Here is a 21,706-nt window from a genome sequence, read left to right as displayed (position 1 = left end):
CCCAGGGTGTCGCCGCGACACGCGGGCTAACCTGGATCGACGCTGCGAGCCCGCGGCGGATGAGCGAACGTCGCGATCCCGCGGCGAATGATCTCGGGAGCACCCCCATGCCGGCCGCCGAACTGCGACTCTCCCTTCCCGCGGATCCGGCGCGCGATGCCGTCGCCGCGGCTCTCACTGACCAGGGCTTCGACGTTGCCGCCTCCTCCGACGCGCTGGTCGCGTCGCGCACGGCGACGGACGACGGCGACGTCGTGCCCGACCGGTTCGACGTGCGCCTGTCGGAGGTGCCGGAGGGGACGCTCGCGGTCTTCGCTGCGGCGGACGACGGCGTCGATCTCGCTGCGCCCACCGGGGGTGCGGCGGCGAGTGAGGCCGCGCGGCTCGTCGGCGCGCGCTTGGCGCAGCAGGGGGTGCTCGCCATCGCCGCACCCGCGGCCGCGCCCATTCCGGCCGCTCCGCTGTCGACGGGGGCTCTCGGCGTGGTGGGATATCCCGGCGGCCCGGCCGCCGTCGCATCCTCGGGTCCCGGCGAGCCCGGGGCGAGCCGCACGAACGTCGTCGCCATCGTCGCCCTCGTGCTGGGCTTCGTGGTCCCGGTGGCCGGGATCGTGACCGGTGCCGTCGCGCTGGCGCAGATCAGACGCACCGGTGAGAAGGGTCGCGGCCTCGCCCTCGGCGGCATCGTGGCGGGAGGCGTACTGACCCTCTTCCTCTCGACCCTCGTCATCGGCACGCTGGTGTTCTCCGCCGTGACGGCCGCGGGTGGCTCCGTCGACCCGTATGCGCCCCCGGAGGAGGGCGGCGTGACCGTCGCCCCCGACGAGCAGGCGCCGTTCGATCCGTCGGCGCTCGTGGTCGGTTCGTGCCTCGACGATCTCCCCGGCGGGTTCGTCGCGGCCGACAACGTGGTGGACTGCGCGCAGCCGCACTCCTACGAGGCCTTCGGTGGATTCGACGTGACCGACGGCACCTACCCCGGCGACGCGGCCATCGAGACGGCGGCTCTGCAGGGGTGCGAGGAGGCGTACACCGGGTACGTGGGGGTGTCGTACCAGGACTCCCGGCTCGACTACTACTTCGTGGGGCCGACGGAGCAGACCTGGGCGGTGGGGGACCGTGAGATCTTCTGCCTGCTCTTCGACCCGAACGCGGAGCAGACGGTGGGATCCCTGGCCGGCTCGGGCCTCTGACACTTTCACTGCCGAGCGGTGGTCGCTCAGCCGGTCGTCCCCGCGCTCGGGGTGAACAGCTCGTCGCACGATGCGTCGATCGCGACGGTCGTGGGTGAGGTGAGGGGGCTGTGACGCAGGTCGAGCGGTCCCAGGATGCCGTCGGGAAGACGGATCGTCGACGAGACCGTCCGCGACTCGCCCTGAGGGATCACGACGAGCCGGCTCAGAGCACTGTTCCCGCTCTGGCTGCCCGTCCTGTCGAACTCGCCGACGTCGCCCACGGCCGGGTCGGTCGAGACGATCCGGGCTCCGGGAGGGGCGAAGAAGAGGACGTCGATCATCATGGAGGTGCGCGGGTACCCGAACCGCGCGTTGCGCGCTCCGAGCGTGTACGGACTCTGGATGCTCGACGGGATCTCGTTCGCCAGCGTGGTGGTGGTCGTGATGGTGCGCGCCGCGGCGTCGCACGAGGCGGCGATCGTTTGACGCAGGTGGTACTCGAGTTTGCCGACGGAGTAGTCGTTCAGGTACGTGCCGAGCTGCGTCGAGGCGGCGGTGTCCGTCCGTAGGGAGCCGTCGAGGCCGAACTCCTCGGCGAGGGCTTGCGCCCCCTCGTCGCGGAAGTTCATCAGGAGTCTCTGCTCCGTCGCGGACAGCTCCAGCGCGGCGAGCATCTGGGTGGGGTCCCACCGGGACGTCGTGAGGTACTGGAAGAACCCTTGCGAGATCGCCGTGAAGAACGCATCGGACTCCTCGCCGGTGGGGAATCGCTCGTATGCGTCGCTGAGCAGCACCTGGACGGCGTTGTCCGCGGTGAGTTCGAAGTCGTCGTAACGGACGGGGCCGGTCACGGTGAGCATGTGCGACAGCACGACCGGATCGATCGAGATGACCCCGTCGAACTCCTCGCCGCTGGTCTGGCGCCAGAGGTCTTGGAACAGCCCGACCGTGGTCGGGAAATCCGGGGTCATGGTGAAGTCCTGCGAGTACAGGGCGAACGTCGACGGGTACAGTCCCAGCGTTTCGGGCGGGAGATCGCCGAACCGTCGTCCCGCGTCGCCGGCCGGGTCGAACGTGAGCGAGCTCGCGCGCTCGAGGATCTCGACCCGACCCTGGTTGGCGCGGACGATGAGGCTGGCGGCCGGATTGCCGCCGGTGGCGCGCACCTCCGCATTGTTCTGGATGAGCACCAGATACGTCTTGGGCGATTCACCGCCCGCGACGTCGAGAAGCGTCGGCAGGTACTTCTGCGCGACGTCGAGAAGGTCCGTCGCGTCGTCCATGAACGCGCGCACCTCGGAGATGGAGTCGGCGACGGGTGGCAGCAGGTCGGAGACGTCGATGGTGTCGATCTGCCCGCGCGCGTCGGCGAACGCCGCCGCCACGAGGGGAAGGGAGTCCTGCGAGTCCCGGAACGGCTGCAGATCGACGCCGCCGTCGGCGAGCGCGATCTTGTCGACACTGAGTTCCGACAGGATGAGCGATCCCGGGGGGAGGGCGTCGGTCGCGAGGGTCTGCACCGCAGCGGTCAGATCGGTGATGGCCGTCAGGTTGGTTCCGACGGCCGGAATGATCGAACCGGCCTCCCACAGGGGCCCCCGCACGGTCTCGCTCGCCCTCGACACGCGCTCCGACGCCTCGGCGGCCGCGGATCGCAGCGCGTCGGCATCCCCGGTCACCATGGACGACTGCAGGGAGGCGATCAGCTCGTGAGCCGAGCGCAGGTCGTCGCGGACGCTCGCGGCCTGCACGGTGAGCGTCACCGCCAGCACGACCACGACGGCGGCCACCGCCCCCGCGATCAGCGCGGCGATGCGCGTCGGTCTGCGATACCACGGGCGTCGCGCGTTCTTCGCACTTTCCGCCTCGGCCCGGCTGCGCAGCGCGCGACGTGAATGCTCCCCCGCCGGGGGGCGGGGTGGCGGTTCATTCCTGCGCGCGCGGCGGGCCATGCCGACGATTCTAAGGTCGACGCGTCCGGCCCCTTTGTCGTCATGAATGCAAGGAATGCGGGGGCGCCCGATGAATCTCACCGCCGAGGATGCGCTCGCGATCCCCGGCGTGCGCTCGTCCGCCGGATCGCCCTCCGCGAGCGGCGATGCGCCCGCCGACGCGGTCCCGGCGAGGGCGACGACGCGGAATGCCCGCGTGCTCCGATGCGGGATGGAATCGCGCAGGTCCCTCGCCCGCATCTTCGGGTGTTCCTCGGACGCGCCGCCGCCCGCGATTGAGGTCGATCGGCAGGCGAACCGGCGGGTGAAAAGAGACGGAAGGCCATTCCAAGACACCGGAGAAAAGAGCAGAGTACGAACCGGTTAGTCGTCGGAAAATGTGAGACGAGACAAAGAATGGTAACGCAAACATTGGCCGCCGTGTTGGCCTTCGGAATCGCTTGAAAGCGCCCTTTCCAGCCAATACTTTGTGCCGTACACGGGGTATCGGGTGTGGCGAACGGAGTGGGAAATGAGGCAGCAGCCGTGGCGCAACAGCATGCGCGGAGTCTCTCTGCGCGGCGCAGCACAAGGGCGGGATCGGGAGGGCGACGGCCATCGCGAGGCGGCCCGTCGCGCCCCGGCGGTCCTCGCACGCGTGGCCGGAGCTCCATCGGTGTCGACGGCGCTCGTCGCACTGATGGTCCTCACCGGCGCGGTCAGCGTCCCGACGGCCGCCGCCGCGGCCGAGACGGACGTGTCGGTCGACGCCTTCGATGACGCCACTCCACGCGTCTCGACGATCACGGGGTCGGCCACCCCGTCTCGATCGACCGACGCCACCGAGGGCGCGGCGGCACTCGCGGTCGCCTACGACGTCACCGACGGCCTGAGCGAGGTGGCCTACCCGGCGGCCTCCGCGCCGGCCATCCCCGCGTCCACGACCGCCCTCACCCTCGACATGAAGGGTGACGGCACCTACAACACGGTGTACCTGCGTGTGCGCGACGCGAGCGGAGAGACCTTCGTCCACCGCGTGGACGCGATGCGCGACTCGGTGTTCCACACCTACACGGTCGACCTCACCGGCACCCCCGTCGCGCGGGAGGGTGGCAACGCCGACGGCGTGCTCGACGCGCCGCTGACGGTGGCCGGGATGCTCGTGGTGCGAAACGGGGCTCAGCCCCCGACCGGGACGTTCGTGCTCGACGACCTGCGCGCCGTCACGACCGGGTGGGGCCTGCCCACAGCATCCCCCTCGTTCTTCGACCCGCGCGAGGGTGCCGACGCCGAGGTGTCCTTCGATGCGGCCGGGCCCGGAGAGTGGGAGCTGCGGCTCATCGACGAGGGCGGGCTGACGCGGACCCTCGCCGGGAGCACGGACGGTGCCGGTACGGTGCGGACGGCGTGGGACGGGCGCGACGACGCCGGCCAGGCGATGACCGGTCAGGTGCGCGGAGTCTTCCGCCACACGGCCGCCCCCGGCGGAGTGCCGGGCCCCGCGCTCACGGTGGGCGTCGCGACGCTGCTGACCGTGGCCGAGGCCGACGACGGTGCGACCTCTCTCATCGAGGGCTTCGAGTCCGGCGCGGACGGCTGGAGCGTGACGACCGGCTCCGCGAGCATCGGCAGGGCCGCGGCGGCATCCGGCGACGTGCGCCGGACGCAGGGAGACGATGCGCTGAGCATCGACTACGACCTCGGCCAGGGCATGGTGAGCGTCGTGCGCAGCGCCCCGCTCGAGGTGTCGGACTCCCCGGTGCTGGCACTGAAGGTCGACATGCGCGGCGACAGCACGTTCAACACCGTCTACGTGCGGGTCGCCGACGCCACCGGGGAGGCCTTCACCTACCGCGTCGACGCCATGCGCGATGCGGTCTGGCGGACGGTGGCGGTGGATCTGACCCAGGAACCGGCGCTGGTCGAGGGGGGCAACGGCGACCGGGTTCCCGACATGCCCCTCACCCTCTCCGGATTCTTCGTCGTGCGAAACGGCGAGCAGCCGACGACCGGCTCGCTGCTGTTGGACAACCTCCGCGTGGTCCGCAGCGGCTGGAGCATGCCGCGATCGGACGTCGACTTCCTCTCACCCGAGGCCGGACAGACGGCCACCCTCGACTTCGACGCCGCGTCGGCCGGCAACTGGCTCATCGACCTGCGCGACCAGGCGGGCCGTGAGCGGCGCATCTCCGGCCGGGCGGACGGCGCCGGCGACGTCGAGGTGGAGTGGGACGGCAAGGCCGGCGACGGCGTCGAGATGGAGGGCCCGATCCGCAGCACCCTGCAACACGACTCCTCCGCGGATGCGGAATGGTCGGCGACGCCCGCGCGAGCGGGCACGCCCACCCTGCTGACCGTCGCCGCGGCCCCGACCGCGACGGCGCAGACCTCCGAGGACTTCGAGGCCGCCGCGTCGACCTGGCGGGTCGCCATGGGGACGGCATCCGTCACACGGGTGAGCTCGCCCAAGACCCAGGGCGCCTTCGCCCAGCGGATCGACTACGACGTGTCGTCCGGCCTGGTCGAGACCGTGCGCACGTCCACGGCGACCGTCGTCGCCCAGCCCGCGACGGGCCTGCGGGTCGACATGCGCGGAGACGGCTCCTACAACACCGTCTACGTGCGGGTCAGGGACGCCGCGGACGAGGTGTTCACCTACCGCCTCGACGCCATGCGGACGACCGCGTGGACCACCATCGACGTCGACCTCACCGCCCCGGCGGCGCTGATCGAGGGCGGCAACGGCGACAAGGTGCTCGATCTGCCGGTGCAGATGTCGGGGTTCATCGTCGTGCGCAACGGCAATCAGCCGGCGACCGGCTCGGTCGTGCTCGACAACCTGCGGACGCTGGCGACCGGGTGGACCCTGCCGCAGGCGGCGACGTCGTTCTACACCCCGACCTCGCCCGCGACCTCGCTGTCGTTCTCGGCCGCGGGCCGAGGCAACTGGAGCATCCTGCTGACCGACCAGGAGGGTCGCACGAAGACCCTCGCGGGCTCCGCGCAGGCCGCCGGCCCCGTCTCGGTGGCCTGGAACGGAACCGACGACGCCGGCACCCCCATGCGCGGCGACGTGCGGGCCACGTTCGCGCACGACGACGCCGCACCGGCGTCGACGGTGGCGTCCACGGCGTCGCGCAGCGGCATCCCCCTGCTGCTCACCCTGGCTCACACCGACACCGACGCCACCCTCGCCGACGGGTTCGAAACCGCCGGTGACACGTGGATCTCGGCCTCCGGCACCGTCACCCCGAGCACCTCGACGCAGGCGACGCAGGGCTCGGGCGCCCTCGGGATCGCCTACGACGTGTCGTCGATGGATGCCGAGATCGAGACCGCGACCACGCCGACGGCGTTGCTGAGCTCGCCCGCCTCGGCGGTGAAGGTCGATCTGCGGGGGGATGGCAGCTGGAACACCGTGTACCTGAAGCTGCGGGATGCCACCGGGGAGATGTTCTTCTACCGCGTCGCGGCGATGGGCCTCTCGCGGTGGACGACCGCCACGATCGATCTCGGCGCACCGGCAGCGACGACCCATCTCGGCAACGACGACGGCGTCCTGGACTACCCGGTGGCTCTGGTGCGGGTCGTCGTGGTGCGCAACGGTCCGACCGCCCCGGCCACGGGAACGGCGGTGCTGGACAATCTGCGGGTCGTCGATCAGAACTGGACCCTGCCCACCTCGAGCGCGGCGCGCTTCTCTCGCGCCAACGCCGGAAGCACGACCGTCTCGTTCACCGCGGGCGCTCCCGGCGACTACGCCCTCACGCTCCGCGACAACAGCGGGCGCACCCGCACCGTCGCGGGCACCGCGGCGGCGGCGGGGGCGGTGAATGTGCCGTGGGACGGCACCGACGACGCCGGCGTCGGCATGACGGGAAGCGTCTCCGCCCGCCTCGCGTGGGACACCACCCCCGACGGGACGCTCACGTCCGCGGCGCAGGCGGCCCAGCCCTACCTCACGGGGATCTCCGCCCGACCGACCGTCGCCTCCCCGTCGTCGATCAGCGGCATCAACAGCTTCCTCACCGAGCAGGACGCCCCGGCCGAGGCCGATCGTCAGGCGGCGCTGCTCGAGGATGCCTCGGTGCGCTGGGCGCGGGAGGAGTTCGAGTGGAAGCGGGTGGAGCCGCGGAAGGGGTACTTCGACTGGGCGAAGTTCGACCAGGCGGTGGCGATCAGCCGGGCGCGCAACGTCGACATGATCGGCAAGCTCGTGTACTCTGCGCCCTGGGCGTCTTCGGCGCCGGCGGGAACCCCGGCAGCGGAGGCGCAGTACTACCCGCCCGCCGACAACGCCGACTTCGCCGCGTACGCGGCGGCGACGGTGGCCCGGTACAAGGACCGCGTGCGCGTCTGGGAGGTGTGGAACGAGCCGAACACCGAGTACTACTGGCGTGGCGGCGCCACCGCGCAGCAGTACGGCGCTCTGCTGAAAGCGACCTACGACGCGATCAAGGCGGTCGACCCGACCGCGACCGTGCTCGTGGGCGGGCTCGATCAGTTCAACGACCCCTTCATGCAGGGCGTCCACGCCGCCGGCGCGGGCAACTCCTACGACGCCCTCGCGATCCACGTGTACACCGTCGACGGGGCGCCCGAGACGGGCGCGATCCCGACCTACCTCGACGCGGCGCAGGCGTTCCTCAACCGCAACGCACCCGGCCGCGGCCTGTGGATCACCGAGGTGAGCTGGTCGACGTGCACCCAATGCGCCGGGGCGACGAGCGAGGCGGATCAGGCGGCGTACCTGAAGCGGATCTATCTGGATGCCGCTGCCCGCGGCATCCGGGGGATCGCCTGGTACAACCTCGTCGGCGGGGACGACCCCGAGTCCTTCCTCGATACCTACGCGGTCACCGAGAGGTCGGGTCGGCTGAAGCCGTCGTACACCGCGCTGAAGGAGGTCGGTGCCGTGCTGGCCGACGGTGCGGCGGTCGGTCGCGCGGGGGTCAGCGCGACGAGCGCTCCCACCCGCGTGGACGACATGGCATCCGCCAGCGGGTATGCCGCATCGGCGATCAACGGGGGGACGGCCACGCTGCGCACCACCTCGACGGTCTACGCCGGCAGTGGTGCCCTGCAACTGTCGTACACCTTCTCGGGGTCGTCGCAGGGGGCCCAGATCCAGACCGACAAGACGCTCTCGGGCCAGCCGACCGCCGTCTCGGTGTGGGTGAGCGGCGACAACAGCGCCAGCCCGATCTACGTGAAGATCAAGGATGCCACCGGCGAGACCTTCCAAGGACTCGTGGGCAATGCGGTGGGCCCCGCCTGGACGAAGATGACCCTCTTCTCCGACGGGCTGAACGCCAACTACACCCGCTCGGGAGGCGACGGTGACGGCGTCTGGGACTACCCCATCAAGGTCACCGACATCTTCGTCTACAAGAGCACGTCGGGGGTGTCGACCGGGAACATCTCGTTCGACGACCTCACCGCGGATTCGGGTGTCAACCTCCACGGAACGGTGCTCCAGACCTCGGCGGGCACCGTGCAGGCGCTCTACACGGCCAAGGCCTCGTCGGTGGCGGTGCCCGTCTCGGGCGGGTCGGCGGCGGTCTGGACGCAGAACGGCCTGGCGCCGGTGGCCGTGGCGAACGGACGCGCGTCGGTGTCGCTCACCTCGACGCCGACCTTCCTGACCTCTTCGCCCGGGGTGACGCCCACCACCACGACCCGCGGGAGCACGGTGACGGTGGACTGGATCTCGGGGGAGGCGAGCGTGGCGACGGTCAGCGTTGTGAACTCCTCGGGTGCCGTGGTGCGGACGCTGGCCTCGGGCAAGCGGTTCGGCGCGGGGGCGCAGACACTGCAATGGAACGGACGGACCTCCAGCAACGCCGTCGCCCCCGCCGGCGCGTACACGGTGCGCTTGAGCTTCACCACGGCCGACGGGCGCGCGAGGATCGTGAACCTGCCCCTCACCCTCACCTGAGCGGGGTGCCGGAGGCGTCGCGCACGCTCACAGCGACCGGGAGAACGGTTCCCGCTCGCGCGTGAGCGGTGCGCGGCGCAGCGCCGACGCGTAGATGCCGAAGCGGCGGATCTGCGCGGCGGCGGCCTCCGGGTCGTGACGGCGGCGAGCGGCCGCGCGGAACCACCACAGCCGGCCGTGCATCCCGGCGAGAACGATCGCGCGCCACAGCTGCTGCTGCAGCCCCGTGCGCGCCATCCGCCACCCGTACAGGTCGAAGAGGTTGACGATCCACGCCGTGTTGACCGACCCCTCGACGCCGCTGGACGACCCGCCCAGCGCGTGGTGGGCGCGTTCGCCGGCGTCGACGATCACGCGGAGCCCCGCGGCGCGCAGGCGCAGGCAGAACTCGACGTCCTCGGCGTACATGAACCAGCGGTCGGTCAGGCCCCCGGCGCGGCGCCACACGTCGCGGGGGACCATGAGGCATCCGCCGCTCACCCAGTCGACGTCGCGCACGCCCTCGCGCACGTCGGCGGCGAAGAGGTAGTGGCCCTCGAGTGCGCTCCAACGGCGGCCCAGGCGCGAGAGCCCCGACTGGTGCAGGAACATCCGGGTCACGGTGGGCGCGTGGCCGGCGGCGAGGATGACGACCTCTTCGCCCTCGTTCTCGAGCACGGGCGAGGCGGCGCCGATCGACGGATCCGAATCCAGCAACCGTGACAGGCGCGCGACACCCTCCGCCGAGATGCGCGCATCGGGGTTGAGCAGCAGCAGGTGGCGGCCCGCGGCGTGGTCCGCACCGAGGTTGACCGCGCGCGAGAACCCCGCGTTGGAGTCGTTCTCGATCACGCGGACCCACGGGTGGCCCTCGCGAAGCACGGCGACGGTGTCGTCGGTCGAGAGATTGTCGACCACGATCACCTCGGTGTCGGCCGGGGGTTCGCCGTCGCGGGTGAGCGCATCGAGGCACGAGCCGATCACGCCGAGGCTGTTGTAGGTGACGACGATGATCGACACGGCGGGTCGGGCGCTCATCGTGCGCCCTCCACGATCGCCGTGCGCATGCGGTGCACCGCGTTCTCCCACGTGTAGTGCTCGAGCACCGCGGTGGCGTCGGCGGGCGGTCGGGGCGCCGCCATCAGAGCCGCGATGGATGCCGCCACCGCGGCGACATCGCGCGGATCGACGAAGGTGGCGCGATCGCCGAGGATCTCGCGGAACACCGGGATGTCGCTGACCAGCAGCGGGGCGCCGGTGGCCAGCGCCTCGAGGGTCGGCATCCCGAATCCCTCGTCGAGGGTGAGGAAGAGGAAGAGGGCGGCGTTCTCGTAGAGCCAGCGCAGCTCCTCGACGTCGATGCGCCCCATCAGGCGGACGGAGCCGTCGGCGAGGGCGGCCTCGACCGAGTCGGGGAGGGACGCGCCCAGGCCCGACTTCTCACCCACCACCAGCAACGGGAACGTCGGCGTGGCCGCGCCCGACTCCCGCGCCGCGCGGATGGTCGTGGCGAGGTTCTTCCGGGCGTTCAATCTGCCGACGGTCAGGAGGAACCCCTCGACCTCTCCCAGGGCTGCGGGCCGGCGGGGCGTCGCGTTCTCGAACGAGCGGTTGAGCCCCAGCCCCACCGCGGTCGCCTTCGTCGCAGCCGAGGTCCGCGTGATGCGCCGGGCCTCCGATGCGGTGCTGGTGAGCACGACGTCGGCGCGACGGATCGTGGCGGGCATCAACGAGAAGTACGCCCGTTCGGCGCGGGTGAACCACTGCGGATCGGTGCGGAACAGGAAATCGTGCACGAACACCGCGGAACGCCCGTACAGCGGCGTGAAGTTGTGGGTGAGGGTGACATCGGGCCGCAGGCGCGCCGCCCGGAGCGCCAGCTCGAGGATGACGCCGACCCCGTGCGGTCGTATCCGGGTGCCGATCACCCGCGCGGTACGACCCACTTCTCGCTGGACCGTCGCGACATCGGCGATAGGCGCGCAGATGATCGCCGAGTCATCGGGGAATTCTCGCATCCAGGCGAGAATGAATTCACGCTGGACTTCGCGATTCGCCAAAGGGCCGTCAACCCACCAACTACCATCGAAGAGCACCCTGAGGCTGCGCCCCGGCACTTTGTCGTCGGGCATAGAACCCCTGTCTCGAAGGCGATCTCGGTTTGTCAGACAGACTGTACCGAACACAGAAGAACGCAATCGTCCGCCGCAGGACTCACGTCACCCGTCGTCAGGAGAATCTTTGGCATCCCATCAGGTCGTCGCATTCTCGCGTTGGGTGATCGCCGCAACGGGCGCGGTGACCGTGGGCATCGCCATCCACACCGCGCAGACCGCGTCGGGTTTCGAAGCCACCGCGGACTTCCTGAGTTCGGTCACGGCCCAGACGAACATCCTCTCGATCGTCGCCTTCGCGATCGCCGGAGCCCACGCCTGGCGCGGCGGCCGGCGGGCCGTCGGTCGAGCCGGGGGACGGGGCCAGGGCGCCCACGCTCGTCGCGCCGCGCGGATCGCGCTGATGCGCGGCGTGAACGTCGCGACGCTCGTGAGCATGTCGTTGCTGTTCCTCGGCATCTACGGCCCCGTCGTGATCACCGATCCGGCGCAACTCAACCCGACCTCGGTGCTGCTGCACGTGGTGATCCCCGCTCTGGCGGTGGTCGAGTGGATTGTCTTTTCGCCGGAGCGCCGAGCCCCCGTCGGGGGCGCCCTTCTGGTGTTGGTTTTCCCTGTCCTGTGGTTCGTATTCACGAATGTCCGCGGTGCGTTTACCGGGCAGTATGTCTACGAATTCCTCGATCCGGTCGGTCCGGCGGGTCCCGCGCGAGCGGTGGCGATGACCGTCCTCATCATCTCTTGCTTCTTCCTTGTGGGTGTGGCGGTGTTCTTTACACAACGTTCGCACGAACGCCGATTGCGGGCGATAGATTGAGCGTCGCCGCCGCAACAGGACGGGGCGGTCGTATCCGCAAACCGGTCTGGTTTATTTCGCTTCCCGGCCGATGCTCGACGTATGGGACATTCCTGTCGCAGGCTAGAGGCCAGCGGTGCGCATTCATCGGGGGGGACAAGAGGCTTGAGCAGGTCTGTCGCGATCATCGGAACACGGGGATACCCGAGCTACTACGGAGGATTCGAGACGGCTGTGCGCCGCCTGGCGCCCTACCTCGCGGAACAAGGGTGGGACGTCACGGTCTACGGTCGGCGGGGAACGACCGTCGACGATGACCCGGACCTCGACCCGCGGGTGATCCGTCGCATCACCGGCGGGGTGGAGACGAAGTCGCTCAGCACGCTGTCGTACGGGTTCACGGCGAGCCTGGACGCGGCGCGGAGGAAGCCCGATGTGGCTCTCGTGCTCAATTGCGCCAACGGCTTCTGGCTGCCCTCCCTCAGGCAGCGCGGCATCCCCACCGTCGTCAACGTCGACGGGATCGAGTGGGACAGGGCCAAGTGGGGTCGTGCCGCGAAGAAGGTCTTCCACCAGGGGGCGGTCTGGACCGCGCGCTACGCCGACCGCATCATCTACGACGCGAGCTCGATCGAGACCCGCTGGCGCGAGGAGTTCGGTCGCGACGGCGACGTCATCCCGTACGGAGGGGACGTTCCGCCCGACTACCCGGTCGAGCCCGGTCTCACCCACCGCGGCTACGCGCTGCTGGTGGCCCGGTTCGTGCCCGAGAACACGGTGCCGGAGTTCATCGAGGCCGCACGCAACATCGCGCGGACGCGCGACGTCGTGATCGTCGGTTCGTCGGGCTACGGCGGTCCGATCGACGAGGCCGTCGTCGCCCTCACCCGCTCCAACGCTCGCGTGCGCTGGTTCGGCCACGTCAGCGACGATCGTCGTCTGCACTCGCTGTGGCAGCACGCCGGCGCGTACTTCCACGGGCACAGCGTGGGCGGCACCAACCCCGCTCTCGTGCAGGCCATGGCGTGCGGCGCCCCGATCGTGGCCCGCGACACCGTGTTCAACCGGGAAGTGCTCGACGGCGCCGGAGTGCTGGTCACCCCCGATCCGCATGACATCGCCGCGACCGTGCTGGCGTTGATGGACGACCCCGACCGCCAGCAGTCCCTCTCCGACTGGGCGCAGCGGCGCGCGGAGGCGGCCTACTCGTGGGAGTCCGTCCACGCCGCGTACGAGCGGTCTCTGCTCACCGCCATCTCCGAACGGCGGTCCGTGTTCGCCGGCGTGGGACGCGCATGACCGGGCTGCGCAACCTCGGCTACGACGACCTCACGATCTGCTACATCCTCGGCCCCCTCTCCGGTCTGACCCCCGAGCGGGCGCTCACCGCGCTGAAGGACGTGCTGCGCTCCCCGCGCGGCGCGACGTTGCTGCGCCTGCGCACCCGCGGCCGAAGGTGGAGGCGCGTCGACCGGCCCACGGCTCTCGCGGCGAGCGCCCATGCTCTGGAGACGGTGGGGACGGTCCTCGACCGCGCGGCTCTGGCCGCGCGCGTCCTCGAGACGGAGTTCGTGCCCGGCGAGCTTCCGGTGCGCCTCTTCGTCAACGACGGGATGCTGGCGCTGGCGCTTCCGCACAGCCTGTTCGACGGCACCGGGGCCACCGCCGTCGTGAGTCTGGTCGTGGAGAAGATCGGCGTTCCGGGAGCGGACGAGATTCCGGCCGTGCCGTGGGCGAAGGCGCCCCTGCGCGCGGCGATGAAGCGGTTCGGACTGCGGGGCGTGGCCGGCATCCGGTCGGCGCGGGACACCTTCCGCTCGCGGACGGCGGAGACCGACACCGGCTATCAGCTCTCCGAGACGCTCACCATCGCGGACTCCCTCGCGCGTACCCGCACGGTGTCGATGGTGCTGACGCCCGAGTCGGTGCGCACGATCGCGCTGACGCCGGAGAAGGCGATCGACGGACGCCGACCGGCGCGCCCGCCCCTGTCGGTGAAGACGGCCAGCCTCGTCCTTCGCTGCCTGCGCGAGAGCGAGCGCGAGCCCATGGACTTCCGCGTGGTCGTCCCCGTCGACGCCCGTCGCTGGGTGGCGAAGGGCTTCGACGCCGAGGGCAACTTCTCCCCGTCCGTGCCGATGGGGCGCCTGCTCGCCGACGACTGGAGCGCGACGGCCATGGCCGAGCGCATCTCCGCGGCGAACAAGTCGGGCGTTCCGATCGCGTGGCTGCTCGCGACCACCCTGATCGCGCTGAAGAGCGCCGTGCGACACCCCCTCGCGACGCGACGCTCGAGCCCGATCGCGCCGCGGATCCCCTTCGAGATCCACGTCTCACTGCCCACGACCGAGGTCGCCGTCTCCGAGGCGCTGATGCCGCGAGTGGAGGCCGATACCTTCGTGGGTGGTATGCCGGCGCATCGGCACCTGCCGCTGGGCGTGTGGATCGAGGTGGCGCCCCTCCGTGACCACCTGCACGTGATCGTCCGCGATGAGACCGGCGTGTTCGACCTCGACGGATTCGACCGACGTCTGCACGACATGATCGCTACGACCGCAGAGGCGGGGAGACGTCCGTGAGCGCCGTGACACGGGTGTTCAACTCGCCGATGACGATGCTCGGCTCGCGGCTGTCGGTCGCGGCGCTCGGCCTGATCAGTGCGCCGCTGATCGCGCACGCGCTCGGCCCGAGCGGCCGCGGCGAGACGGCTTCGGCGCTCGCCGCCATGTATCTCGTGCCGATCGTGCTGGCCTTCGGGATGCCGTTCGAGGTGCGCCGCCGCGTGCTGGCCGACGGGGGGATGGGCGCGGTGCGCACGGCTCGTCGGCTGGCGCTGCTGACGGTGGTTCCGGCGGGACTGCTGGCGTGGCTGGCCGTGTCCACCCTGTTCTCGGGCTTCGACACGGGCGCCGCCGTCGCGGTCGTCGTGGCGTTGGCCTGCACACCGCTGATGGTCTGCTGGATGATCGACATCGGCGTGGTGGGTGCCCAACGGCGCTTCGGAGCGGTCGCGCTCCTGCAGGCGACGCAGCCGATCGTGTACGTCGGCGGCATCCTGGTGCTGGCGCTGATGGATGCCATGAGCGTCGCCGGAGTCATCTGGGCGAACGTCATCGGATCCGCGGCCACCGCCCTCCTCGGCGCGATGCTCAATCGCACCCACCGGGCGAAGCCGGTTCCGTGGAAGCCGCTGCTGCGCGGCAGCTCGACCTTCTACGGGGCGCAGGCCTCGGATGCCGCGTACCAGCGGCTCGACCAGGTGCTGATGCTGCCCCTGATCGGCTCGCACGAGGCGGGGCTGTACTCCGTCGCGGTGACCATCGGAACCCTTCCCGTCTTCCTGGCCCACGCGGTCGCCGCCCCCGTCTTCTCCGACATCTCCCACTCGAGCGGCCGCGGTCGTGTCCGCGCCACGGGCGAGGCGATCCGTTCGGCCTTCGTGGTCGGGCTGGCCTCGGCGATCTTCCTCGCGGTCGTCTCCCCCTGGGGCGTTCCGCTGCTGTTCGGCGCGGCGTTCACCGACGCCCTGCCGGCGGTGATGTTCGCCATCCTCGGCTCGCTGTTCGTCGTCGTGGCCGTCAGCGCCGGTGAAGTCCTCTCGGCGCAGAACCTGGGTGTGCGTCTGACCATCGCGCAGGCCTCCGGACTCGTCACGTGCCTGGTCCTGCTGTTCAGCTTCGGCCCGATCTTCGGCGCCATCGCCGCGGCGATCGCCAACGCGAGCGGTGTCGTCATAGCGTTGACCGTGATGCTGCTCTCCATCCGCCCCCCGGTGCGCACGATCGTGCCGCGTCCTTCCGACGCGATGCTCGTCGTGCGCCGCCTCACCGGTCGAGGCGGCACGATGTGACCGCAGCCACGACAGCCGTGCAGACGGGCCGGGCGCCGCTCGGCTCCCGCATCGTGTCGGCGATCGCGCCGCACGGCTGGTCGGGGCTGGGGGTGCTGTGGCTCGGCATCCTGCTGTTGGCGTTCGTGCTGCCGGCCAACGGGGTGACCTCGGCGTTCCTCAAGGGGTCGGCGGCCACCGCGTTCGGCGCGATCAAGGACGCCCTCCTGCTGGGCCTGTTCATCCTGGTGATCGTGACGGGGCGGATCCGGCGCGTGCCCGTGCCCATCGTCGTGATCGTGCTCATGATCGTCTCGCTGGGGCTGGTCTCCGGGGCGTGGACCTCGAGCCTCACTCAGGCGGCCTACGGGTGGCGCAACGACTTCCTGCCGTTCCTGGCGCTCATCGTCACGCCGGCCGTGCTCGATCGCCGGCACGTGCCGATCCTGGCGACCGTCTTCGTCGTGGTCGCGCAGATCGCCGCGATCACCACGATCGTGACGTGGAGCCAGGGGCTCAAGTGGCTGTTCACCCTCGGGGTCTTCCCGGTGCCCGAGGGGGAGCCCTTCCCCTCCTCGCTCTTCGTCGCCGGCAGCATCGTGCCGCGCGGATTCAGTCCCTACACCGCCCCCAACGAGAGCGCCGCGGTGGCGACGATGATGCTCGCCGTGCTGTGGACGCGCCCGCGCTGGCCCCTGTGGCTGAAGGCCGGTCTGACCGTGCTTCCGCTCGTGGCCATCTATCTCACGCAGTCGCGCAGCGGTTACATCGGCCTCGCCCTGCTCGCGGCGGCCCTGGTGTCGTGGGCGATCTTCCGTTCGCGTCCCGAGATGACGTGGGCTTTCCTGACGATCGTGGCCGCCGCCGGTGTCGCGGGGATCACGCTGTACCTGTTCATCGACAAGGTCGTCTCGCATATCGCCGACCCTTCGCTGATCGGGCATAGCGACAGCCTTCTCGAGAACATCCCGTTCCTCGTCACGCACCCGTTCGGATATGGATTGGGAATGGTCGGGCCACGGGCCCTGAATTACTCGAGCGACGCAATTCTGGTGGAAAGCTTCTTTCTGCTCCTCGCCATCGAATCCGGCATTCTCGTGATGCTGCTGTTCGGCGTGCTGCTGGTCTACCTCTTCCAGGGCGGCGTGCGTGCGCGCACCCTCGACGGCTTCCTCCCCGCGGCGGTCATCGCGGCCTCGATCGTCAGTTTCACCGTGCTTCCGACGCTCCAGGAAGGCCCGGTGGCCTACACCCTGTGGATCCTGTGCGGCATGGGCGTGGTCGCCGCGCGCGCCGGAGGGCCCTCTCGTCCGGTGGCACGCCGTGCGCTCTCGCGGGCCGGCGGCCTCTCGACGGCGACGGCGGCGGTGCCGACCGCGGCGCCGACAGACGCCGCCGAGACGGGCGGAGCGACGCTCGACAGCGCCCCTCCGAGCCGACGACGCCGGGAGCTCGCCGGCGCGTCAGGAGAAGGGCACGACGGGCGCCGGGGGAGCCGGCGAGGCCTTCGGGGCCCGGGAGACGACAGCGCCTAGGACGTCGCTGCGGACGGTGCGCAGCCGGTCGGTCGCCGTGGAGATGTCGGCCGCACCGGACACGCCGACGCCGGCGACCAGCAGCGTGGCGTCGGCCAGCTTGCTGAGCAGTACCGCGTCGGTGGCCGCCAGCACGGCGGGCGAGTCGATGAGAACGTGATCGAAGCGACGGGCCAGCTGGGACAGCACACGTTCCATGGCGGCGGTGCCGATGAGGTTGCTCGGGTTCGCCGCGGTGCGGCCGGCCGGAAGGACGCTGACGCCGTCGGCGGTGCGTGCCAGCGCCGCGGAATCGGGGAGCGCCGCGCTGTTCAGCAGCTGCACGAGGGTGGGCGCGCCGCGGGGCGTCGAGAAGACGTCGACCATCACGGGGGAGCGCAGGTTCCCGTCGATGACCAACACCGAACGGCCGACCTGGGCCAGTGCGGCGGCGAGGTTCGCGACCACGACGCTCTTGCCGTCGCCCTCGCGAGCCGAGGTCACCAACAGAACGCGCGACACCGACGGCGTGCCGTAGAGCAGGGTCGTGCGCAGCATCCGGAACGACTCGGCTGCGGGGCCGTCCTCGTCGACGACGGCGGGTCCCTTGCGCAGACCGGCGTCGAACGGCACGGATTCGATGACCGCGAGGTCGGTGTGCGTGGTCACGTCGGCGGCGGAGTGGATGCGCCCGTCGCGGAGGTGACGCAGTGCGATGATGCCCACACCGAGGATGAGTCCGGTCGCGCCGCCGATGAGCAGGTACACCGGGAGGTCGGGCGTGAGGGGGGCGTTCGGCACCGGGGTGGACTCCAGCAGGCGCAGGTTGACGCGGCTGGGGCCGCCGTCGGAGGTGCCCTCGAGCTCTTCGACGTACTGGGTGAGACTGGCGGCCACCGTGTCGGCGATCTGCGCCGCACGTTCCCCGTCGGCGTCGACGACGTCGATGGTCATGATCGCCGTGTTCGGCATGGGCGCGGCGGTGATCTCGGCCGCGAGCTCGCTCACGGTCATGTCGAGATCGAGTTGAGAGATCACGGGCTCGAGCACGGAGGCCGAGGTGGTGAGGGCGACGTAGGAGGGGACGCGCGCGGCAGCGCTGGTGAACGAGGCTCCCACGTCGGTGCTCGACTGGCTCGAGACGGTGCTAAGCGACACCAGTACGGTGGTCTGCGCCCGATACTCCGGGACGGCCGTGACCGTGACCGCCGCCGCCGCCGCCAACCCCACGGCGACGAAGATCGAAATGGTCAGCCAGCCCTTACGAATCAGTCGTCCGTATTCGCGTATCCCCACGTGTGCGACTCCTGTCGATTCGATGATTCGTATACGCATCGAATGACACGCAGTCGGATCTGGCAGAACGGGTCGGAACTTCCCACAATTATGTCGTACGCCCCATGACGAGACCGTTTCATTGAAGGCAATTCGAAAGAATACGACGCGCAATGGACACGGCGGTGCGCGCGGGCACCGTCACCGTCACCGTGCGCGGCGCGGTGAGGCGGGCGGATCAGCGCGTCGGGGGCGCGGTCGACCCGCGGTCCACGAGCTCGAACGGAAGAGTGCCCAGGCCCCGGGCCGGTTCGGCGCCGTCGAGGGCGCGCAGCACCACCTCTGCGGCGCGCTCGCCCTGGCCGCGCGCGAACTGATCGATGCTCGTCAGGCCGAACCAGCGCCCGAGCTCGTGCCCGTCGACGCCGATGATCGAGACGTCGTCGGGTACGCGCAGACCGAGCTCCCGCGCGGCCAGGATCGCTCCGATCGCCATCTCGTCGGATGCCGCGAACAGAGCCGTGGGCGCATCGTCGGACGAGAGCAGGCGCGTCGCCGCGCGCGATCCGCCGTCGATGGTGAAGTCGGCCGGTTCGATGCCGTGGGCGTCGATGTCGGCGTCGGCGAGCGTCTGTTCGAAGCCGCGGCGGCGGAGGGCCGGCACCGTCGAGGCGGCCGATGCCACGGCATCCGCTCCGATGTGGGCGAGGCGGCGGTGGCCGAGCCCCAGCAGGTGCGCCGTGGCCAGACGCCCCACGGCCAGATCGTCGACGGTGAGCGTGGTCAGCAGCGGGTGGGGCCCGGCGATCGCGACGATCGGCACGTCGAGTCCGCGCAGCGACGCCGACTCCTCGGCATCCAGTTCGAGGGCGACGGTGATGACCGCGTCGATGCGGCGTCGGCGCAGGTGGTCGTCGAAGACGCGGTGCCGCTCGGCCGGATCGGCGCTCACGCTGTAGAGGGTGATGTCGTAGCCGCGGCGCACGAGCGCGTCGGAGATGCCCGCGAGGACGGTGCTGAAGAACCACCGGTCGAGGAACGGCACGACGACGCCGACGGCGCGCGCGCGGCCGGTCGCGAGGGTCGATGCGGCAGCCGACACCACGTATCCCAGTCGCCCGGCGGCGGCCAGCACGCGCTCGCGCGTCGCGCGGGAGACCGCACCGCGCCCGCTCAGCGCCCGCGAGACCGTGGCCGTCGATACTCCCGCCGCACGGGCGACGTCGTCGATTCCTGCCACGGTCTCACGTCCTCCGGTGGAGCGTTCCCGGATGCCGCGGCTCAGGCCCCGGCGATCCAGACGGTGGTGTCGGTCGGCAACCGGTCGCCGTCGAGGGGGCCGCTCGCGATGAGCACCTCACCGGCGGGCACCTCGACGGCCTGGTCGCCGAGGTTGGCCACCACCAAAAGCGAGCCGTTGCGGAAGGCCACCACGTCGTCGCTGTACTCGTCGAGCCAGTCGATGTGGCCGGCGCCGAGATCGCGGACGCGGCGCTCGGCGAGGAGCGACCGGTAAAGAGTCAGCGTCGAGGCGGGGTCGTCGACCTGCACGTCGTGCGCGAGCTCGGCCCACTCGGCGGGCTGCGGCAGCCACGACTCGCCGGTGGAGTTGAAGCCGTGTGCGGGGCCGTCGGCGGTCCAGGGGATCGGGACGCGGCAGCCGTCGCGGCCGTAGCGCTCACCGTTCGTACGGAACCACGTCGGGTCCTGACGGGCGTCGTCGGGCAGGTCGATGACCTCGGGGAGGCCCAGCTCCTCGCCCTGGTAGAGGTACGACGAGCCGGGGAGGGCCAGCATGAGCGAGGTCGCGGCGCGGGCGCGGCGCAGACCCTTCACCGGGTCGGGCTTGCCGGGCGACTTCGGACCGATACCGGCACCCTGCGGGTTCTCGGCGGTCAGCGCGAGGCGCGAGGCGTGGCGGACGACGTCGTGGTTCGACAGCACCCAGGTGCTCGGGGCGCCGACGGCACCGTACTCGTCGAGCGAATCCGTGATCACGGCGCGCAGGGCCGCGGCATCCCAGTCGGTCTCGAGGTAGTGGAAGTTGAACGCCTGGTGCATCTCGTCGGGCCGCACCCACAGCGCCGTCTGCGCGACGGTGGGCAGCCATGCCTCGGCGCACAGCGCGCGGTCGCCGTCGTACGCGGCGAGCACCTCGTGCCACTCGCGCCAGACGTCGTGCACCCCGGGCTGACCCCAGTAGGGGACCTCCTCGGCGTCGCCGCCCATCGATCCGCCGTCGGGGTCGGGCGTGAAGTCGGGCAGGCCCTCGGCCTTGATGAGGCCGTGCGCCACGTCGACGCGGAACCCGTCGACCCCGCGGTCGAGCCAGAAGCGCAGGATGTCGCGGAACTCGGCGCGCACCTCGTTATTGGTCCAGTCGAAGTCGGGCTGGGTCTCGTCGAAGATGTGCAGATACCACTGGCCGGGCGTGCCGTCGGCCTCGGTGACGCGCTTCCACATGCCGCCGCCGAACACGCTCTCCCAGTTGTTCGGGGGGAGCTCGCCGTTCTCGCCCTTGCCGTCGCGGAAGATGTATCGCGCCCGCTCGGGGCTGCCGGGCGCGGCTTTCAGCGCCTCCTGGAACCAGACGTGCTGATCGCTGGAGTGGTTGGGCACGAGGTCGACGATGACCCGGATGCCGCGCTCGTGCGCGCCCGAGAGCATCTCGTCGAAGTCGGCCAGGGTGCCGAAGATCGGGTCGACGTCGCGGTAGTCGGCGACGTCGTAGCCCGCGTCCTTCTGCGGTGACCGCTGGAAGGGGCTCAGCCAGATGGCATCCACCCCGAGGTCCTTCAAGTCGTCGAGGTGCGCGGTGACGCCGGGCAGGTCGCCCAGGCCGTCACCCGACGCGTCGGCGAACGAGCGGGGGTAGATCTGGTAGATGACGGCGGTACGCCACCACTCCGAGCCGGGTGCCGAGGCGAGGTCGGCGCGCGCGTCTTCCTGCGTGAAAGTCATGCGGACAACGTTACTGCAAGCGCTTGCAGTCGGTGCGCGCGGGTGCGGGTGCGGGGTGCGGGGTGCGGGTGTGGGTGTGGGGTGCGGGTGCGGGGTTGGTGGCGCGGGGTGGCGGCGCGGGCGGGGTGGCGGGGCGCGGCCGAACCATGTCCCATTTCTGGTTGGTTGGCGGCGCTCCAGGCCGCACAAGGTGG

General features: G+C 70.8%; 13 protein-coding genes. 7 read left to right on the top strand and 6 right to left on the bottom strand.

Annotated elements, in window-relative coordinates; translation table 11 throughout:
* Positions 1-59 precede the first annotated feature (59 nt).
* Positions 60-1,193, top strand: a complete 1,134-nt coding sequence (locus ACTJJP_RS14870) for a septum formation family protein (protein ID WP_440775753.1) — start codon at positions 60-62, stop codon at positions 1,191-1,193.
* A 26-nt stretch (positions 1,194-1,219) separates the two neighbouring features.
* Here the strand turns inward: ACTJJP_RS14870 and ACTJJP_RS14865 are convergent, their stop codons facing one another.
* Positions 1,220-3,127: a DUF4012 domain-containing protein gene (locus tag ACTJJP_RS14865; protein WP_440775752.1), complete on the bottom strand. Its 1,908-nt coding sequence runs from the start codon at positions 3,125-3,127 to the stop codon at positions 1,220-1,222.
* 511 nt (positions 3,128-3,638) lie between these two features.
* Between ACTJJP_RS14865 and ACTJJP_RS14860 the strand changes: the two genes are divergently transcribed.
* Entirely contained in the window at positions 3,639-9,044 is a 5,406-nt protein-coding gene (locus ACTJJP_RS14860; protein ID WP_440775751.1) for a FlgD immunoglobulin-like domain containing protein, read from the top strand.
* Between the two features lie 27 nt (positions 9,045-9,071).
* Here ACTJJP_RS14860 and ACTJJP_RS14855 read toward each other — a convergent pair whose 3' ends face one another.
* Both ACTJJP_RS14855 and ACTJJP_RS14850 read right to left on the bottom strand, forming a co-directional pair.
* Positions 9,072-10,061: a glycosyltransferase family 2 protein gene (locus ACTJJP_RS14855; RefSeq protein WP_440775750.1), complete on the bottom strand. Its 990-nt coding sequence runs from the start codon at positions 10,059-10,061 to the stop codon at positions 9,072-9,074.
* On the bottom strand, positions 10,058-11,041 hold the full coding sequence (locus ACTJJP_RS14850; protein ID WP_440775749.1) for a glycosyltransferase family 4 protein: 984 nt from the start codon (positions 11,039-11,041) through the stop codon (positions 10,058-10,060). The genes ACTJJP_RS14855 and ACTJJP_RS14850 overlap by 4 nt, the downstream gene beginning before the upstream one ends.
* 259 nt (positions 11,042-11,300) lie before the next feature.
* On the opposite strand from ACTJJP_RS14850, the gene ACTJJP_RS14845 reads away from it, so the two are divergent.
* The 5 genes from ACTJJP_RS14845 to ACTJJP_RS14825 all read left to right on the top strand — a co-directional run bounded on the left by ACTJJP_RS14845 (position 11,301) and on the right by ACTJJP_RS14825 (position 17,297).
* A complete protein-coding gene (locus ACTJJP_RS14845) occupies positions 11,301-11,954 on the top strand; it encodes a Pr6Pr family membrane protein (protein ID WP_440775748.1) in 654 nt (217 codons plus the stop codon).
* A 144-nt stretch (positions 11,955-12,098) separates the two neighbouring features.
* Positions 12,099-13,232, top strand: a complete 1,134-nt coding sequence (locus ACTJJP_RS14840; RefSeq protein WP_440775747.1) for a glycosyltransferase — start codon at positions 12,099-12,101, stop codon at positions 13,230-13,232.
* Positions 13,229-14,512 carry a hypothetical protein gene (locus ACTJJP_RS14835; RefSeq protein ID WP_440775746.1) on the top strand — a complete coding sequence of 428 codons (1,284 nt, stop codon included), beginning with the start codon at positions 13,229-13,231 and terminating at the stop codon, positions 14,510-14,512. Before ACTJJP_RS14840 ends, ACTJJP_RS14835 begins: the two co-directional genes overlap by 4 nt.
* A complete protein-coding gene (locus tag ACTJJP_RS14830) occupies positions 14,509-15,783 on the top strand; it encodes a lipopolysaccharide biosynthesis protein (RefSeq protein ID WP_440775745.1) in 1,275 nt (424 codons plus the stop codon). Before ACTJJP_RS14835 ends, ACTJJP_RS14830 begins: the two co-directional genes overlap by 4 nt.
* A complete protein-coding gene (locus ACTJJP_RS14825; protein WP_440775744.1) occupies positions 15,780-17,297 on the top strand; it encodes an O-antigen ligase family protein in 1,518 nt (505 codons plus the stop codon). Before ACTJJP_RS14830 ends, ACTJJP_RS14825 begins: the two co-directional genes overlap by 4 nt.
* Here the strand turns inward: ACTJJP_RS14825 and ACTJJP_RS14820 are convergent.
* From ACTJJP_RS14820 to ACTJJP_RS14810, 3 genes are all read right to left on the bottom strand, one after another.
* Positions 17,226-18,572 (bottom strand): polysaccharide biosynthesis tyrosine autokinase, encoded by a 1,347-nt coding sequence (locus ACTJJP_RS14820; protein WP_440775743.1) that lies wholly within the window; start codon positions 18,570-18,572, stop codon positions 17,226-17,228. The two genes, ACTJJP_RS14825 and ACTJJP_RS14820, sit on opposite strands and share 72 nt — an antisense overlap.
* Before the next feature lie 217 nt (positions 18,573-18,789).
* Positions 18,790-19,791: a LacI family DNA-binding transcriptional regulator gene (locus tag ACTJJP_RS14815; RefSeq protein ID WP_440775742.1), complete on the bottom strand. Its 1,002-nt coding sequence runs from the start codon at positions 19,789-19,791 to the stop codon at positions 18,790-18,792.
* Between the two features lie 41 nt (positions 19,792-19,832).
* Positions 19,833-21,512, bottom strand: a complete 1,680-nt coding sequence (locus ACTJJP_RS14810) for a glycoside hydrolase family 13 protein (protein ID WP_440775741.1) — start codon at positions 21,510-21,512, stop codon at positions 19,833-19,835.
* Positions 21,513-21,706: the final 194 nt, after the last annotated feature.

This window comes from Microbacterium sp. 22296 (genome assembly GCF_052045385.1).
GTDB lineage: Bacteria > Actinomycetota > Actinomycetes > Actinomycetales > Microbacteriaceae > Microbacterium.
Note: the sequence above shows the minus strand (reverse complement) of the source record. Positions and strands in the feature narration are given on the sequence as shown.

What these genes read in the sequence shown, in the direction of transcription:
- ACTJJP_RS14835 (WP_440775746.1), top strand. Translation starts at nt 13,229, where the DNA reads ATGACCGGGCTGCGCAACCTCGGCTACGACGACCTCACGATCTGCTAC.
- ACTJJP_RS14850 (WP_440775749.1), bottom strand. Translation starts at nt 11,041, where the DNA reads ATGCGAGAATTCCCCGATGACTCGGCGATCATCTGCGCGCCTATCGCC.
- ACTJJP_RS14865 (WP_440775752.1), bottom strand. Translation starts at nt 3,127, where the DNA reads ATGGCCCGCCGCGCGCGCAGGAATGAACCGCCACCCCGCCCCCCGGCG.
- ACTJJP_RS14810 (WP_440775741.1), bottom strand. Translation starts at nt 21,512, where the DNA reads ATGACTTTCACGCAGGAAGACGCGCGCGCCGACCTCGCCTCGGCACCC.
- ACTJJP_RS14870 (WP_440775753.1), top strand. Translation starts at nt 60, where the DNA reads ATGAGCGAACGTCGCGATCCCGCGGCGAATGATCTCGGGAGCACCCCC.
- ACTJJP_RS14860 (WP_440775751.1), top strand. Translation starts at nt 3,639, where the DNA reads ATGAGGCAGCAGCCGTGGCGCAACAGCATGCGCGGAGTCTCTCTGCGC.
- ACTJJP_RS14855 (WP_440775750.1), bottom strand. Translation starts at nt 10,061, where the DNA reads ATGAGCGCCCGACCCGCCGTGTCGATCATCGTCGTCACCTACAACAGC.